Consider the following 15,945-nt stretch of genomic DNA (forward strand, 5'->3'; position numbering starts at 1 on the left):
TCGGGCCACTTCACTGGAAGTAGATCGGTCGCTTTCAGTATCCGGAGAACCGGCGGGGACTTGATCCCCGCCGTGTCAGTTCAGACTGCCGATTTCAGGATCGAGCCCACGGCGTCTGCACACTCGATCTGCGGCATGTGACCAATTCCCTTGAAGAGGTGAAGGGCGACATGTCCGGGCGCTCCGAAAGCGTGCTTCCACGGGATGATCCCATCCTGTTTGCCCCAGATGATCCTGGTCGGCCGTTCGATACGGTCGAGCGCCGCACGCAGATCGAAGGCCTGCACGCCATCTGGAAACAGAACATCGGCAAGTGCGCTCTGCGCGTGACGCAGGTTCGGTTCGCTGCGTCCTGACATGGCCAGTCTGACATAGGCATCCGTGATCAGGGTTTCGTCTGCGACAAGGGCTTTCAACCACGGGCCGAGGCTTTCGGCCCGCGTAGCCTTCAGGAGGCCCGACAGGGCGGCCCCGTTTATCTCGGGGCCGAGCCCCGCCGGCGCGATCAGCGTCAGGGAGGCCACGGACCGCGGCCGGGTATCGGCCAGAGCAAGGCTCAGCGCGCCGCCGAGGCTGTGGCCGACAAGATGAGCGTTCTCAAGGCCAAGGCTGTCGAAGCATTGCCGCAACGTCCGGGAGAGCGCGGCGAAGTCCGCGATCCTCAGCTTGGGTGATTTGCCATGGCCCGGCAGCTCGATCCGGACAAGGGGGCGATGTTTCAGATGTGCTTCAAGCGGTGCCCAGCTTTGGGCGTCGCTGGCGAAGCCGTGGATCAGCACAACCGGCGTTCCCGTGCCGCCGCGCGAACGGGTAACGGACAGGGGCCCGTTTTCTGCAGAGAAGCCGGGCGCCGCAACCATCGCAGGAACGGTCTGCAAGGCCGAGAGAACATCTTCCGCCTGAATACGTCCCAGTGGACCGCTGCCATGCAAGGCATTGATATCAAGTCCGGATTTGCGTGCCATGGCACGGGCCTTGGGGGTGGCACGGGCCCGGTCGGCAGCGATCGGCGCGGGCGCAAACTGCGGCAGGGCAGAGACGTCTGGTTCCGGGTGGGATATGTCCGCCACGACCGGCTCGTCCGAGGGGGCAGGCTCCGGCGTCTTGGCCGCTGCGAAGGGTGCGGGCTGCTCCCCGACGGCCTCGCCCTCCGCATAGAGCCACGCTACCGCCTGTCCGATCGGAACCTCGGTGCCTTCGGGGGCCGTATGGTGGAGAATGCCGTTATCGGGCGCCTCGACCTCCATAGCGGCCTTGTCGGTTTCGATGTCGAACAGCGGCGCACCCTTTGTGACCGCTTCGCCTTCGCCCACATGCCAGGACATGATCTTGCCGGTCGCCATGTCCATGTCGACCTTTGGCATGATGACTTCTACGGGCATTATACATGTCCTTTCGCGATGGCCCGGGCCGCCTCGAGGATGTCGGGTATCTGGGGCACCGCCGCCTTTTCGAGTTCCGGGTTGTAGGGGATGGGGCATTCCGCGCCGCCAAGGCGGATGATGGGCGCATCAAGGAAATCGAAGGCATCGCTTTCTGCCACCATGGCGGAAATCTCGGCGCCGATGCCGAGCGTCTTAACCCCCTCGTAGACGCAGACGAGCCGTCCGGTCTTCCGCACGGAGTTCAGGACAGTCTCGCGGTCCATGGGACGCACCGTGCGCAGGTCGATGACTTCGGCATCTATGCCTTCGCCAGCCAGTGTTTCGGCTGCAGCCAGCGCCTTGTGGACCATCAGCGACGTCGCGACGATCGACAAGTCCTTGCCCTCACGCCGGATGGCGGCCTTGCCGATCGGCGTGGTGTAGTAGCCCTCGGGGACATGGCCCTTCATCTTGTAGAGGATCTTGTGTTCAAAGATCATCACCGGATCAGGGTCTTCCAGCGCGGCAAGAAGCATGCCCTTCACGTCCTCCGGGGTCGAGGGCTGAACGACCTTCAGGCCGGGCACATGGCCGAGCCAGGCTTCGATGCTTTGGGAATGCTGCGCGGCGGCACCGGTGCCGGAACCCGCGGGAAAGCGCATGACGACCGGAACCGAGACTGCGCCGCCAAGCATGTAGCGGACCTTGGCGGCCTGATTGACGATCTGTTCCATGGCAAGCGCCGCGAAATCCGAGAACTGGAATTCGAAGATCGGCTTGAGGCCGGTTAGCGCGGCGCCAACGGCGACACCGGCCCCGCCCAGTTCAGAGATGGGCGTGTCGATTACGCGGTCCTCGCCATATTTGTGGACAAGGTCGCCGGTTACTTGAAAGGCACCTCCATAGACGCCGATATCCTCGCCCATCAACACGACGGCCTCGTCTGAACCGAGAGCGATATCCATCGCCTCGCGGATCGCTTCGGCATAACTCAGTTCACGGGTCGGGGCTTCGATCGTTGCGTGCGTGTTCATGCTGCAGTCTCCGTATAGACATCCCGGGTCAGCGCGGAGATGTCGGGATCCGGCCCGCTTCGGGCAAAGTCGATGGCTTCGGCGATCTCGCGGTCCGTGTCGGCGTCGAGTTCCGCCACCTCGGCGTCGCTCAGGATGCCGTGGGAGACCAGGTCGGCGGCGAAGCGCGGGATCGGGTCACGCTCCATCCAGTCGGAGATCTCTTCTTTCGTCCGGTAGCGGTTCCGGTCGGATTTCGAATGTCCACGCCAGCGATAGGTCACGTTCTCAACCAGGGAGGGGCCTTCTCCGGCGCGGGCACGCGCCACCGCCGTTTCAATCGCCTCGGCGACCGCGGAGATGTCGTTTCCGTCAACCGAGACGCCCGGAATGTCGTATCCTTTCGCTCGATCCGCGATCGACTTGACGGATGTCGACCGGTCTATCGAAGTCGACATGCCGTATTTGTTGTTCTCGCAGACGAACACGACAGGCAGCTTCCAGACGGCCGCCATGTTCACCGATTCATGGAAGGCGCCTTCGTTGTTCGCCCCGTCACCGAAGAAGCAGATCGTGACATCGTCACGGCCTAGCCGCTTGGCCGACAGGGCGGCGCCGACAGCGATCGGAAGCCCGCCACCGACAATACCGTTTGCGCCCAGATTGCCCTTGGAGGGGTCGGCGATGTGCATCGAGCCACCCCGGCCCCGGCAATAGCCGGTTTCCTTGCCAAAGAATTCTGCGAACATCTTGGCCACATCCGCGCCCTTGGCGATGCAATGGCCATGTCCGCGATGGGTCGAGGTGATCTTGTCGGAATCGGTCAGGGACAGGCAGGTGCCGACGCTGCTGGCCTCTTGTCCGATGCAGAGGTGCATCGTGCCGTGGATGAGCCCGCGTGTGTAGCTGTCCTCTGCGCCCTCTTCGAACTTGCGGATCAGGTACATCTTGCGCAGCGCATCCTTGAGCTTTTCCGGCGGATAGGTGCGGATTGCGTAGGGAACGTTGCTATCCTCAGTCATATCAATGGACATTGAGCAGATCCTTGCCGTAGAGCATTTCGTCCTGCCGCTTTCGCAGCGCGACGAGCTTGGTGTCGGGGAGTTTGGTGTTCTTTGCGGTGATGAGTTCGCCCTTGCGGATCGGTGCCGTGACCACGGCGCCGGTCAGCATTCCGGCAGGCAGGGCGCGGGCGGCTTGCGCGCGTGAGACTTCCATAGCCCAGGCGCGATAGGTATATTCACCGATCTGATCGAGCGTCTCGCCTGCAGCGAGGTCGCGCTTCGCGATCGCGCAGACCTCGGCAACGGGCTTGTCGAGCGGCACCATGTCGGCCTTGCCATAAAGCACGATCCGGGCGCAGGTCAGCGGCACCTCGAGAGAGGTAAGATGATAGGGGCGGATGAATTCGAAGTAGGGGCCTTCGCCCATCTTCAGATCCCGCATCCTTTCGTGAATGCGCGGATGCTCGGCCTCGGCGATGACGAAGACGCCGGGCGAGACGCCCTTGCCGATCGAGTAATCCACGCGACCGATATCCGACAGGATGCCTCCATCCTTCTTGGGGATCAGAACCTTGGCCAGTTCCTTGGGGCCGGCAGCAGGCCCGTGCATGCCGTCGCAATCCGGGATCAGACCGGTGGCGTTTGCGATGGCAGCCATTTCCACTGCCGTCTTGGAGCCGTCGACGAATTCCACCAGCAATCGGGGGTTCATGTGACGCGATTCCGCCTCCTCGGTGTAGGCGTCAGGCGTTGCATCGATATTGAGAGGGTTGTTCTTGCCCTTGCCGGCGCAGACGATGCGGTGTCCCATGGCCGAGACGAATTCGATGAGTTCCATGCAGGATGAGGGCTCGTCACCCGCGCCGAGGCTGTAGATGACGCCGAGGCGATCGGCCTCGCGGCGCAGATAGGCGCCGATGGTGATATCGGCCTCGACATTCATCATCACCAGATGCTTGCCGCGCTCCATGGCGCGCATGCCGATCTCGGCGCCGACTGCCGGAACGCCCGTTGCATCGATCACGACGTCGATGAGGCCGGATTCCAGAAGGGCGTCGGCGTTGTCGGTGATCGCGGTCTTTCCGTCTTCGATGGCGGCGTTGATGTCGTCCGCTGTTGATGCGTCCCGGCTGTGGCCGGTTTCACGGTGCGAAATCTCTACGGCCTTGTGCGCGGCACAGGCGTTCAGCTCCGAGATCGCGGCCACTTCGATGCCGTCCATCTTGGCGGCCCGGGTCACGATATCAGTTCCCATTTCACCGGAACCGATCAGGCCGATTCGGACCGGCTTTCCGGCTGCGGCGCGGGCCGCGAGATCTCTCGCGAGGCCAGTCAGGGCGATGTTGGATGGCATTTTCTGCGAAACCTTTCTGTGGCGTCGACACGGGGTCAGTGGCTATGTCCCGTGGAATAGTGAACTTTTGTTATATATGCAATATAAATGTCCACATCAAAGAGGCAAGGCGAGCCTGCTTTCCGGAACCTGCTGACCTGGGTGCTCACCGAATTTAGCAAATTCTGCACGATCGTCATGCAACCTTCGTCTTGAGCTGAAGGCTCCATCCGGCTCTTGATTTGTTCATTATAGTATATAGTATGACAATTGTTCAAATTGGCAGCGTCAGTGAGATTTGCCGGAACAAATCGAGCCGCGGTCCAGGACCGGAAGCACGGATGAGCCGAACCGGCTCTGGTCGCTAGAAGGCAGGGCGGTCTTCAGGTCATGAAGGAGGGACGCCGCGATGGAGGAAGTTTGTCGTGATCTTTGTTGAACATGGTCCCAGGCCGGAGATACCGGCATACCTGCGGGCACCGTTCAGGGACATTCGCCGCGGTGTTTCTGCCGTAGCGGAGAACACGGAGGAGTTTCTGGAATCGGCGGCGCCGATGCTCCCTGATCCGGCGTGGAGGGTCGTTCGCTCGACGCTCGATCTGGTCGAACACTTCGAATTCTCCGAGACTTTGGATGCGCAGGTGCTCGTGCCCGCTCGGGGCTTTGTTCAGGCTCGAAACCACAGCGCGAAAGGTGCCGGGGCCTGCGCGCGTTGCCTGGGCTTCGCATGGGATCACACGCACCGCAGCCAGGCCTCCCTGCGACACGTGATGTTCAGTGAATCGATTGCCGCGTCGTCTCTTCGGGGCATACCGTCGCCAAGTTCCGCCAGTTCATCCGACCGGTCTGCATTGATATTCTTGAAGGTTCTGAAATCAGGCGCGATCGGCAGAATGCCGGGCCTTGCGACAGAGACGGGCGACAATGTTCTAAATGATGCGAGCGTCCTTCTTGCCTCGGCTCTTGTCTGGTTGTTGGCCGAGCCGGCAGCGACCGAGGCGGAGGAGCGGCGGTTGCTCGACATGTCGCTCAGCCTAACGCAGGCCATCTGGGACGACATTCCCCCAAACACCGACGCCCCAGAGGCGCTGGGCGGCCGGTTCAAAGATATGGCACGACACCTATGATGATGACAAACCTGACCATACCTCCTCACAACGATGTTCAACTCCACAAGGCTGCGCAAAGGCTGCGCTGGTTCCTCGCGGCGTATGAGCATCAGATTCACACGACTGAAGAGGAGACCGGCAACAGATACCGGACCGACGAAAAGAAACTGACTCGTGTCTTTGCTGACTGGCTCAAGGATTTCGAGGCACAGAAGCCGGAAGACCCCCGTGACAATACGGCCTATGTGGGTTTTGCTGCGGGTTTGATGTTGCGAGCGCTCTTGCGGCATCAACCGTCCGTATCAGAGGGTTTGCCCAATCAAGCCGATATGTCGAACCCCGCCCATTTCTGGCCTGAAGGCTATCTCTATGTTGCGTTCTGTCTGAATGTGCGGGGGCTGGTGCTGCAATCGGACTATCATGAAGAGCAGAACCTCAGCGATCTGATGACCGAGATCCGGACCTGGTGGAGTTTTCGGGAAAATGCTCAAGAGGATCCGTCGCGCGCGATCGGGTTCCTTGACCTCTTTGCCGGCGATGAGCCTGAATGGGCCTTTCCGCAGATTTTCAGGGTAAAGCTTGCGCGATCTGGCAAAGGCAGGTCACCCAAACCGATCGGCCCCGGCAAGTCTGGTGCGGCACCCTCGCAAGTTCCTGACGATGGTGGACATTAGCACTATCGAAATCCCCCACTCCCGAAGGTGGTCTTGTCAGCTGAACGCGGGTCCCGCGCTGCCGATCTGAAAGAGCGACGCTCCGACAAGAGGCAGAAGGTCTGCTTTAATCGTGCCGGGAATTCGCACCGGCCACGCCGACTGCGAGACATTGTGATGCTTCGGTTCCGTCGCATGCGAAGCTTTCAAAGATTTGCCGCCGTTCCGGCCGAGTGGCGCAGTCTCCGCGCAGGACACAGGACGGTGATCCTGATCCAGTGCAGACGAATTCGAATTCGGCTGCCGACACCCAAGCATCTTCTGTCTGGGCAAATCGAGACATGCGCCAATCCGTTCGACAGGTCACGTGTCGGTCAGTTGAGCGTCGTCTTTTCGCCTCGGGGGGCTCTTGCCTGATCGGTATTCCTCGGCAGAACCTGACCGGTGCGCAGAAAGGTTCGGTCGGTAGGATCGGGCCGCCGTTTCGGTGGTCCGAACAGGACCCGGCGTGCAAGCCATTGCAGAACCAGCACACTTGCGATGAACGGCACCAGCACACTGATGAGCGATGGCAGGGAAATCTCGACGCAGGCCTCGCCCGCGCCAAGCGTGAGCGCGCGCAGCAGGGACACCGTTTCTGAGCAGGTCTCAATCATTGCAAACATCGCCATCCGGTCGTTGACACGCGCGAAGCAAAGCACGGCAAGACGGCGAAACGATGACCGGGTCCGCATTCGCCCAGTAGGATGCTGGAGGCGAGGACCAATGATCCGAAGCGCAACCTTCGAGGTGTCGGCGATCCGGGGCGGCGGGGTGCCCGCCGCAATGTGTGTGGTGCCGATGCCCGATAGCAGCGGGCGGGAACAGGGCAAGATATTGGCGGCCATCCCTGCGCTTGACTGGCGGCCAGGGGAGAGCGTTCGAGGCACGGTGCGTGCAAGGCAAAGATGCGTTCCCGTTCGGATCGCTGTCTTCGACACCCGGCCGGTCGGGTTTTACTTACCCAGCGTCAGTTTCCACGCACCTCTATCCCATATCCTGCAATCGACCAACGACGACACGCTTTTCCTACTCGATCATCTGGAAATCGCGCATCTGCCCTATGTCGGGCATGGCAATGACCTGATCTTTGTCGCGCCTCGCCGAGGCCGCCCGCATTGCCCGAGGGGCGCTCTGATCGGGGTTTCAGTCTCGTGATAGCCGTTGGAGGGGTCTGCAGGGGTCGCCTCGGGCGAGCGAAAGGAATGGCTGACTTGAGTGACCCCTTCCTCCAAGGCCAGATGGAGAGTGTTTAGGGTCCCTTGTATTTCATGAAAGACGCCGAAGAGTCTGATGCGGGCGTGGATCGGGACTCCATTCTTGATCGCATCTACGACATCGCGCTTGATCCGGCGATCCTGGAGGACTTCAGTGATCTCTGTTCGTGCGCGCGGCACGCCACAACCCGAAACTTCGGGAATTCGCTTCGGGTGCGGTGATGGCCATGAGCAGAGGCCATGCTGCGACGGGTGTGCAAGGATTCCCGCAGCGATATGGACTTGCTGGAAGGGCCTGAAATTCTGCGGGTGCTGACGGCGAACGCCGCCATGATGCCGCAATGACCGTGCCAGCACCGCTAAGTCGGGGTCAACCGGTTGCCGTTTTACTCAAGAAAAGCGCTTGACCCATGCCAGTCCAGTTAGATGAGATCATACAGGGCAGCAGGATCATCTGAGGTGATCAATCGCCTTGATCGCATCAAATGCCTCTTGATCAATATGGTCCTCACTCGTCGTCGGATTCCCTCACCTAACCCGCCGTCTCTTGTTCAAGGTTTTCCCTCGGGCGAAGCCATGTCAGGCGTGAGCCTGCGGTCTATGCGGCATCAGCGCTCCCTTAGGGAGGAACTGACCATGTCGCCGATTGCGAGTGACGCGGTCAGGCCGGGACTTTCAATGCCGAACAGACTGACCAGCCCCGGTATTCCGTGGTGGGCCTCCGTGTCGATGCGGAAATCGGCCGGGCTTTCGCCCGGACCGCTCAGCTTGGGCCGAATACCGGCGTAATCGGGAAAGAGGGCGTTGTCAGGCAGGCCCGGCCAGTATCGGCGGATGGCCGAACAGAACGCCGCTGCCTGTTCGGGGCGCACGGCGAGGTCCAGCCCTTCCACCGTCGTCTCAGGCCCCAACCATTCCACATTCGGCCCGAAGCGGACGCGGCCCCCGAGATCCAGCGTGGCGTGCACGCCAAGCCCCCCGTCGACCGGCGCCGGATAGACAAGATGCCGGAACGGCGGCCTGCCTGACAGCCCGAAATAGCTGCCCTTTGCAAACCGCAACTCGGGAATGGCTTCCGCGGGGTAGCCCGGGATCGCCCCCGCAACGGCCGGTGCCGACAGGCCCGCGGAATTGACCAGCATACGGGTGCTGACCTCTGTCGGGTCAGGCCCGCCCGTCGACACGCGGAACCCGCCTTTGAGGCGTTCAGCACGCTGAAACGGCGTATGAAGCGCGATATGGCCGCCGGTCTCCTCGATCTCGGCCGACAGCGCCATCATGTAGGCGTGACTGTCGAAGACCCCTGTCTCGGGCGAATAGAGCGCACCCGTCGCGGTGACTTCCGGCTCCAGTGCCGCGACCTCGGACCGGTCGATCAGGCGAATATTCTCGACACCATTCGCGGTGGCCTTCCGGGCCAGCGCTTCGATGCCCTCCAGTTCCTTGCTATCTGTCGCGACGACCAGCTTGCCGCATTTCAGGTAGGGCAGCCCGGCCTGATCCAGATAATCATAGAGCATCCGGCGCCCACGGACGCAGAGTTGGTGCTTGAGACTGCCGGTCGGGTAGTAGAGCCCGGCGTGTATGACTTCACTGTTCCGCGATGAGATCCCCGAGCCGATTGCGTCCGACTGTTCGAGGACGAGCGTCGGACCAAGCGCTTTGCCCAGCGCGGCGCCGCAGGCAAGGCCAACCGCTCCCGCGCCAATGACGATGGCCTCGAAATCAAACTCCAAGATCGGCTCCCGTGATTGCCGGTGGCACAGTTCAGAACCGGGTCATGACAGGCCGCAGAAAGACCAACCCCACCGATGTGCACAATGGTCTAGATAGGGCCGATTGCGCCTCTGGTCCAACGGCATCCCGGGCTCGCGGCCCGGAGCAGCGCCTGCGCAGTGGGAACGGTTCGCGGCACCTGCTAGGCTGGATCGTCGAAACCGGGAGGCGTCGGAGATGTGGCTCAAGACCCGAACTCGCCCATCGCAGGCCCGACGGGCAGATTGCCAGCCGTTTGTGCGATAAGGGCGCGGCGTTACTTATGACGGTGATCACGCCCCTTTGGGGCGACAGTCACCGGACACCAGACGCACGGATTAGAGCCGCTGTTTGGAAACCGCCGGAGAGGCGTCGGAGGTGTGCATGAAAGCGATTGTTCAGACCAGATATGGCGGGCCTGATGCTCTGCACCTCAAAGACATTCCCCTCCCTGTTCCGGCAGCGGGGGAGGTCAGGCTGAAGGTTCTGGCCTGTGCGGTGAACCTTTCTGACTGGGAATATCTCGTGGGCGCACCCTTCTATGCGAGGCTGGCGGGCGGTTTGCTGCGACCCCGGCGCAGCGTGCTGGGGTCGGATATCGTTGGGGCTGTCGATGCGCTCGGCTCGGAGGTGCAGGGGGTCTCGGTCGGTGCGCGTCTTGTGGGCGACGCGGTGATGACGCGGGGTGGCTTCGCGGAATACGTCTGTATGCCTGCCGCAGACCTCGTCCCGGTGCCCGATGCGCTCTCGGACGAGGTGGCGGCGTGCCTTCCGCAGGCGGGCGGGATCGCGGTTGCGGGGACGCAAGGCCTGTCTGCCGGCGATCGGTTCCTGATCAACGGGGCGGGTGGCGGGTCCGGCACGATGGCGATGCAACTGGCCAAGGCGGCCGGCGCGCATGTGACGGGCGTCGACAATGCCGGCAAGCTCGATTGGCTGCACGCGCTGGGCGCCGATGACGTCATCGACTACGCGAAGCACGATTTTGCCACCAGCGGCAAGAGGTGGGGTCGTATCCTTGATATGGTCGCGACACGCGGCCCGGTGAGGATTGCGGCAAGCCTCTCCGATGGGGGGACCTATCAGGCCGCCGGGGGCTCTGTCAGGACACTTCTTTCGCTTCTGATCGGAGGGGTGCCCTATCGATTGGCGGGCAAGCGCATCGGCATTCTGATCGTCCCCAGCGGCCGGGACCTGACGAGCCGCGTGGTGCAGATGGCGGTCGAGGGCAGGATCGCGCCGGTGATCGAAGACGTCCTTCCCCTTGCCGAGGTGCCCGAAGCCCTGCGCCGAACAGGACGTGGAGAGGTCAGGGGAAAGCTGGTCATTCGTCCCTGAGCCGCCCGGACTGTGCGTCGGGGGTTGTGCCCGTCGGCGGAACCCCGGACCGCATCATCGCGTGGTCCCTCGCCCCGCCCTTGGTCGCGCGCCGGTCGCTTGTGGGGAGCGACTTTCAGGACAGACAGGCTGTCGCATACCGCAAGGAATGCACGTCACTTGTCGCTCGTGATGCCGACAGACATGGTGATCGCATCCGTGATCCGCCTTTGGAACAGCAGATAGATGACGGCAACGGGAAGGCCCGCCATCATTGCGGCAGCCAGTCCGCTGACCCCGTAGGACCGGATTTCGGCAATGCTGACCGTCACGTTCATCAACTCTGGCTTGGTGACAGCCAGAAACGGCCAGAGAAACGCGTTCCACGCGCCGATGAAGACGATGATTGCCAGCGCAAGGGTGACCCCCCAATTCATCGGCAGATAGATTTTCAGAAATATCTGCCAATGCTTGGCGCCATCGATGAAGGCGGCTTCGCCGAATTCCCGGGGGATGGCGTCAAAGAACTGTTTGTAGACGATCGCCGCAATCGGCGCGATCAGCTGGGGGAGGATCACGCCAAGCCATGTGTTCAGCAATCCCCATTGATAGACGAGGAAAAAGTGGTTCACGATCAGGGCCTGCACCGGGATCATGAAGCTCCCCAAGATCAGAAGCCAGAGAAGTCTGCGTCCGGTGAATTCGATCTGCGATATCGCGTAGCCGCAAGCCGATGAAATCGCGATCACGATGATCGTGACGCCGCCAGAGGTCACGATCGAGTTGAGGTACCATCGCCCCAGATCCGTGGTGAACAGGACATTCGCATAGGTGCGAAAGAACCCGCCCGCCGTTTCCGCGGGTGTCGCCGTGGAGAGCAATGCCCAGAAAATCGGGAACGCCCAGATAACGACCAGCACGAGGCTGGCAATCAGGATCGCCATGCCGGCCAGATCCAACCGCTTGATCCATGTCGCGTTCATCTTGTTCGCCTCAGGCGCAACAGCTGGAACTGGAGCACGACAACCCCGACGCCAAGCGCAAAGAGCGCGACCGCCACCGCTGAGGCATAGCCCGCCTGATTGCGCTGGAAGGCCACGGAATAGATGTACTGGACAAGGACAGTGGCGGACCGCCCCGGTCCCTGAGATGCCATCAGGTAGATCTGATCGAATACCCTGATCTGCGAGATCAGCTGGATCGTCAGCACCAGGATCGTGATGGGCCTGAGCAGGGGCCAGGTCAGGTATCTGAAGGCGGCCCAGCGACCGGCTCCGTCAAGTCCCGCTGCCTCGTAGATGTCGCGCGGAATTGTCCGCAGACCGGCGAGGAACAGGAGAACGTTCAAGCCCACGGTCCACCAGATTGTGAGAACGGCCACAGCGGGCATGAACCACGTGGCACTGCGCCAGACCGGGATAACCGTCCCGTTCGGCGAGGTGACGAGGCCCCCCAGGGGACCGTTGGCCGTGTCGGTCAGCAGATTGGCAATCGCGGTAACGGTCGAGACCGGCAGGATAAACGGGACGAAGAAGACCGACAGCGCAATGGCCTGCCAGTAACCCTTGAGATTGTTGACCACCAGCGCAAGCAAAAGCCCGAACATCGCCCCGGGCACGACCGTCAACGCGACGAAATACAGCGTATTGCGGAGTGCTGCGCCGAAATACCTGTCCCGAAACAGCTTCGCGTAGTTTTCCAGCCCGACCCAGTCACCGGATTTCGTAAGAGCGCCGTCGGTGAAACTGGTGACCAGCATCTCGAGGGACGGGTAGACGAACAGCGCCGCATAGACGAGCACGAAGGGCGCGACCAGCGGAAGAGCAGCCAGATTTTCTTTGCGGTCGCGCTGAGTGCTCATGCAGGCCTTGTGTCTCTCTTGGTCGGGAATTGTCAACTTTGATAACGTCGTGCGACCGCGGATCACCAAGGAACTTCAACACGATCCGGCAGGTGACCTGACCGGCGGTCAGGAATGTCGGCCGGGATCCCGGCACGGAGGGGCCTGCCTATTGCAGGTCCCCCATGACGATCACCGTCCGGTCGTCAAAGACTTCGCGGCTGGTGGAGCCTTTGACGCCCGCGTATCGGTCGAGCTTGTGGAAATCCTGGCTCTCCGCCGCCTCGAAGGCCGCCTCCCATGCCGCGACACTGGCATGGGCCGGCATGGCCACGTAGCCGTCGGTGAAGATCTCGATACTGCTCAGCCCCGCCTTGGGGCACGTCACGTCGATGGTTTCACCCAAGAGCGGACGGTTTCCGTTCAGCGTATCAAAGCAGAGCGGATTGCCATCGGCATTGCCGAAGTGGAATTGCACCTGGATGCCGCCTCTCAGAAAGCCCTCTACCAGATCGGCATGCTTCTCGAGCCCGGTTTCCCGGATCACATCGGTGATGATCTCTTCGATGCGGGCGCGCGGCATCATTCCTGTCTCGACTGCGCGATCGAAGCCCAGAAGGATTGCCTCGCGCGCCGCGGCCTCGACGTCATCGGGATCGGCGATCCGCGACGCCAGATCGCGGAACACCGCCACACGGCCAAGGGTCGAGACCGTATCGATGAGCTTTTCTCGCAGCAGCACTTCGGAGCCGTTCAGACGGATCCCGCTGTCGCCCAACAGCAGGAACCGCCAGTCGCTGCCGCAGTCGAGGACGACCGCCATCGTGGTCGACGGCGGGATCGGAAGCCCCAGCGGCGCGGTCCGGTCGGCCAAGGCCTGCGACAGGTGCTCTACGATACGCTCGGCAGGCCAGCTGCGGACATCGGGTTCTGCGGCAAGGCGTGCCATCGCGCGCGCCACGGTCTCGGCCGCCAGTCGCCCCGCGCCGATCCCGTCGACCCGTGTGCCACGGGCGTCGGTGGCGCCGTCAAAGACCCCATAGACCGCGCCGGGCAGGATCAGCGGCACGTCATCGCCGGGCCTGAGGCTGTGTCGGTACTTCGACTGGTTGATGACCTCGATACGCATGGCGGCCCTCAGAGAAAGGCCGAGGTCCGGTTCTCGGCAAAGCGGAACACGGCAAAGACGCAAAGACCCGTCGAGATCAACAGGAGCGTGGAGAGAGCACCGGCCAGCCCGAACTCCCCATCGAGCACGGCAAGATAGACCCGCACAGGCATCGTGATGGTTCCGGAATCGTAGATGATCAGCGTTCCGGACAATTCGTTGATCCCCGTTATGAACGCCATCAGCGCGCCGACGATGATGCCGGGCAGGATCAGCGGCACCGTGACCTTCAGAAAAGCCGTCAGCGGCGGCGCGCCGAGGCTGATTGCCGCCTCTTCGGTCGACGGTTTGACCTGCCTGAGGCTGGATGTAGTGGAGCGGACGCCATAGGGCAGACGACGGATGAAATAGAGAAGGATCAGCATCGTGGCCGCCCCCAGCCCGCCCAGCGGCCCGGTCCGGAACGTGGTGACGAAGCCGATCGCCATCACGACGCCGGGCACCAGATAGGGCACCATCATCAGGAAATCGATCGCGCCCGCCGCTCGTGTCTCGCGCCGCACGATCACATAGCTGATAAGGCTGGCCGCCCCGGTGATCAGGAGCGCCGCAGCCGTCGCGAAGAGAAAGCTGTTGGCAATGGCCTCGGGCGCGTCATCGAGGATGCGGATATAGCTTTCAAGCCCGAAGCCACCGACAAAGACGGGGCCGTTGGTCTTGAGGAACGAGGTATAGACCACGACCAGCGTCGGAAGCATCGCTACCAGGACGACGCCGTGGCAAAACGCATGAACCGCCAGATTGCGCCAGCCGGTCAACTGTTTGCGGACGGGCAGATTGGTCAGGCTGCTGGCATAGCGGCGCTTGGACAGGATCCGGCGCTGGGCGAACAGCGCGATCATCGAGATTGCCATCATGATCATCGAAACCGTGACTGCCATGGTCGGAAGCCCGCCCAATTCCGAACGATAGGCGGCGAAGGCGATGGTCGAGAGGGTCCGGAAGCCCCGCCCGAGGATCGCGGGCGTTCCGAAATCGGCGATCGCCAGCACGAAGCAGATGATCGCCCCCGTGCTGACCGCCGGGAAGACCAGCGGCATGGTGATGAGCCGGAACCTTTGCCACGGCGTACAGCCGAGGTTCTCTGCCGCATCCTCGTAGGATTTGTTGACGGCCATCAGCGCGGTCTGGGTCATCAGAAAGACGAAGGGAAAGAACTTCAGCGTAAAGACGAGGATGATCCCGTGCGCTCCATAGATCGTGGGGATTTCCAGCCCGAAGCGTTCAAAGAAATTCGTGATCACCCCGTTGGCGCCCAGCAGCATGATCCAGGCATAGGCCCCGATGAACGGCGGGGCCACCAGAACGAGGATCGCGAGCGTCGATATCCACGACCGCCCCCAAAGGTGGAACCGCGCCGTGAAGAAGGCCAGCGGGATGCCGATCAGGCAGGCCCCCAGCGTTCCGAGAACACCCACGAAAAGCGTGTTCTTGAACCCGTTGAGATAATAGTTGCGGGTAAAGACCTCGACATAATTGCCAAGCGTCCAGTTGCCTGTGTCGGCATCCACGAACGAAAGCAAAAGCACCCGGAAGATCGGCAGGATCAACAGGATCGCGAGTGCGACCAGCACCGAGATCGTCACGCCTGTCCAGAAATCGAGCCGGCGCAGCTTCATGTCAGCCGCCCGCCTGTTGGGCCATCTTCGAACAGCACAAGGTCACGTTTATTGACCGCGAGCGAGATATCCGCCCCTTCTGCAAGGGCAATCACCGCCGGGTCGGGGCGGGCCACGGCCTTGAGGTCCTCGCCTGCATCGGTGACGGCAAAGACTTCCATCTCGCGCCCGATGAAGCTGACTTCTCTCAGACGTGCGGGGATCACGATCTCGTTGTCCTGCGGCGTGGCCGCACCCGGACGCACGAAAAGAAGTTCCGGCCGGATCGCACAGACCGCGGATTTGGTGCCGGCATCCTGTCCGACCGCCGCGCCACCCGATCGCAGGCGCAGCACGCCGCCGGTATCCTTGGCCACGTCGAGAAAGTTGTTGGCCCCGACAAAGGTGGCCACGAAACGGTTCGCGGGGGATTGGTAGATATCGAGCGGCGAGGCCGCCTGCTGGATCACCCCGCCATACATGACGCAGACGATATCCGACATCGCCAGTGCCTCTTCCTGATCGTGGGTGACAT

General features: G+C 62.1%; 16 protein-coding genes. 5 read left to right on the top strand and 11 right to left on the bottom strand.

Going from position 1 to position 15,945, the window contains the following annotated elements; genetic code table 11:
• Positions 1-80: 80 nt before the first annotated feature.
• The 4 genes from EP376_RS20865 to EP376_RS20880 are packed head-to-tail and all read right to left on the bottom strand — an operon-like array spanning position 81 to position 4,735.
• Positions 81-1,382, bottom strand: coding sequence for an acetoin dehydrogenase dihydrolipoyllysine-residue acetyltransferase subunit (locus EP376_RS20865; RefSeq protein WP_127657452.1), 1,302 nt, complete (start codon positions 1,380-1,382; stop codon positions 81-83).
• Positions 1,382-2,398, bottom strand: coding sequence for an alpha-ketoacid dehydrogenase subunit beta (locus EP376_RS20870; protein WP_164745019.1), 1,017 nt, complete (start codon positions 2,396-2,398; stop codon positions 1,382-1,384). The genes EP376_RS20865 and EP376_RS20870 overlap by 1 nt, the downstream gene beginning before the upstream one ends.
• Positions 2,395-3,411 (bottom strand): thiamine pyrophosphate-dependent dehydrogenase E1 component subunit alpha, encoded by a 1,017-nt coding sequence (locus EP376_RS20875; RefSeq protein ID WP_238928835.1) that lies wholly within the window; start codon positions 3,409-3,411, stop codon positions 2,395-2,397. Before EP376_RS20875 ends, EP376_RS20870 begins: the two co-directional genes overlap by 4 nt.
• On the bottom strand, positions 3,401-4,735 hold the full coding sequence (locus EP376_RS20880) for an NAD(P)H-dependent oxidoreductase (RefSeq protein WP_127657453.1): 1,335 nt from the start codon (positions 4,733-4,735) through the stop codon (positions 3,401-3,403). The genes EP376_RS20875 and EP376_RS20880 overlap by 11 nt, the downstream gene beginning before the upstream one ends.
• Positions 4,736-5,139: 404 nt before the next feature.
• On the opposite strand from EP376_RS20880, the gene EP376_RS20885 reads away from it, so the two are divergent.
• Positions 5,140-5,841, top strand: coding sequence for a hypothetical protein (locus EP376_RS20885; RefSeq protein ID WP_127657454.1), 702 nt, complete (start codon positions 5,140-5,142; stop codon positions 5,839-5,841).
• A 2-nt stretch (positions 5,842-5,843) separates the two neighbouring features.
• The gene (locus EP376_RS20890) at positions 5,844-6,497 is read left to right on the top strand and encodes a hypothetical protein (protein WP_203341920.1); all 654 of its coding nucleotides are present in this window, start codon (positions 5,844-5,846) and stop codon (positions 6,495-6,497) included.
• Positions 6,498-6,850: 353 nt separating this feature from the next.
• Here EP376_RS20890 and EP376_RS20900 read toward each other — a convergent pair whose 3' ends face one another.
• The gene (locus tag EP376_RS20900; protein ID WP_127657456.1) at positions 6,851-7,132 is read right to left on the bottom strand and encodes a hypothetical protein; all 282 of its coding nucleotides are present in this window, start codon (positions 7,130-7,132) and stop codon (positions 6,851-6,853) included.
• A gap of 109 nt (positions 7,133-7,241) precedes the next feature.
• Between EP376_RS20900 and EP376_RS20905 the strand changes: the two genes are divergently transcribed.
• Complete coding sequence (locus EP376_RS20905; RefSeq protein WP_127657457.1) at positions 7,242-7,673, top strand: hypothetical protein; 432 nt, start codon at positions 7,242-7,244, stop codon at positions 7,671-7,673.
• A gap of 113 nt (positions 7,674-7,786) precedes the next feature.
• Complete coding sequence (locus EP376_RS23090; protein ID WP_164745020.1) at positions 7,787-7,954, top strand: hypothetical protein; 168 nt, start codon at positions 7,787-7,789, stop codon at positions 7,952-7,954.
• A 386-nt stretch (positions 7,955-8,340) separates the two neighbouring features.
• On the opposite strand, the gene EP376_RS20910 is transcribed toward EP376_RS23090, so the two are convergent.
• Entirely contained in the window at positions 8,341-9,468 is a 1,128-nt protein-coding gene (locus EP376_RS20910) for an NAD(P)/FAD-dependent oxidoreductase (RefSeq protein ID WP_127657458.1), read from the bottom strand.
• Positions 9,469-9,871: 403 nt separating this feature from the next.
• Between EP376_RS20910 and EP376_RS20915 the strand changes: the two genes are divergently transcribed.
• On the top strand, positions 9,872-10,825 hold the full coding sequence (locus EP376_RS20915; RefSeq protein ID WP_127657459.1) for an NAD(P)-dependent alcohol dehydrogenase: 954 nt from the start codon (positions 9,872-9,874) through the stop codon (positions 10,823-10,825).
• A gap of 155 nt (positions 10,826-10,980) precedes the next feature.
• On the opposite strand, the gene EP376_RS20920 is transcribed toward EP376_RS20915, so the two are convergent.
• From EP376_RS20920 to EP376_RS20940, 5 genes are all read right to left on the bottom strand, one after another.
• On the bottom strand, positions 10,981-11,787 hold the full coding sequence (locus tag EP376_RS20920) for a carbohydrate ABC transporter permease (protein WP_127657460.1): 807 nt from the start codon (positions 11,785-11,787) through the stop codon (positions 10,981-10,983).
• Positions 11,784-12,665 carry a carbohydrate ABC transporter permease gene (locus EP376_RS20925; RefSeq protein ID WP_127657461.1) on the bottom strand — a complete coding sequence of 294 codons (882 nt, stop codon included), beginning with the start codon at positions 12,663-12,665 and terminating at the stop codon, positions 11,784-11,786. Before EP376_RS20925 ends, EP376_RS20920 begins: the two co-directional genes overlap by 4 nt.
• 148 nt (positions 12,666-12,813) lie before the next feature.
• Positions 12,814-13,773: a hypothetical protein gene (locus tag EP376_RS20930; protein WP_127657462.1), complete on the bottom strand. Its 960-nt coding sequence runs from the start codon at positions 13,771-13,773 to the stop codon at positions 12,814-12,816.
• A gap of 8 nt (positions 13,774-13,781) precedes the next feature.
• Entirely contained in the window at positions 13,782-15,431 is a 1,650-nt protein-coding gene (locus EP376_RS20935) for an ABC transporter permease (protein ID WP_127657463.1), read from the bottom strand.
• Positions 15,428-15,945 (bottom strand): TOBE domain-containing protein (locus EP376_RS20940; RefSeq protein WP_127657464.1); only part of this gene is annotated, 518 nt, incomplete at its 5' end. The genes EP376_RS20940 and EP376_RS20935, both read right to left, overlap by 4 nt.

Source organism: Alexandriicola marinus, assembly GCF_004000435.1.
Classification (GTDB): domain Bacteria; phylum Pseudomonadota; class Alphaproteobacteria; order Rhodobacterales; family Rhodobacteraceae; genus Alexandriicola; species Alexandriicola marinus.

Coding starts and splice junctions, on each gene's coding strand:
- EP376_RS20865 (WP_127657452.1), bottom strand. CDS start 1,382: ATGCCCGTAGAAGTCATCATGCCAAAGGTCGACATGGACATGGCGACC.
- EP376_RS20870 (WP_164745019.1), bottom strand. CDS start 2,398: ATGAACACGCACGCAACGATCGAAGCCCCGACCCGTGAACTGAGTTAT.
- EP376_RS20875 (WP_238928835.1), bottom strand. CDS start 3,411: ATGTCCATTGATATGACTGAGGATAGCAACGTTCCCTACGCAATCCGC.
- EP376_RS20880 (WP_127657453.1), bottom strand. CDS start 4,735: ATGCCATCCAACATCGCCCTGACTGGCCTCGCGAGAGATCTCGCGGCC.
- EP376_RS20890 (WP_203341920.1), top strand. CDS start 5,844: ATGACAAACCTGACCATACCTCCTCACAACGATGTTCAACTCCACAAG.
- EP376_RS20900 (WP_127657456.1), bottom strand. CDS start 7,132: ATGATTGAGACCTGCTCAGAAACGGTGTCCCTGCTGCGCGCGCTCACG.
- EP376_RS20905 (WP_127657457.1), top strand. CDS start 7,242: ATGATCCGAAGCGCAACCTTCGAGGTGTCGGCGATCCGGGGCGGCGGG.
- EP376_RS23090 (WP_164745020.1), top strand. CDS start 7,787: ATGAAAGACGCCGAAGAGTCTGATGCGGGCGTGGATCGGGACTCCATT.
- EP376_RS20915 (WP_127657459.1), top strand. CDS start 9,872: ATGAAAGCGATTGTTCAGACCAGATATGGCGGGCCTGATGCTCTGCAC.
- EP376_RS20920 (WP_127657460.1), bottom strand. CDS start 11,787: ATGAACGCGACATGGATCAAGCGGTTGGATCTGGCCGGCATGGCGATC.
- EP376_RS20925 (WP_127657461.1), bottom strand. CDS start 12,665: ATGAGCACTCAGCGCGACCGCAAAGAAAATCTGGCTGCTCTTCCGCTG.
- EP376_RS20930 (WP_127657462.1), bottom strand. CDS start 13,773: ATGCGTATCGAGGTCATCAACCAGTCGAAGTACCGACACAGCCTCAGG.
- EP376_RS20935 (WP_127657463.1), bottom strand. CDS start 15,431: ATGAAGCTGCGCCGGCTCGATTTCTGGACAGGCGTGACGATCTCGGTG.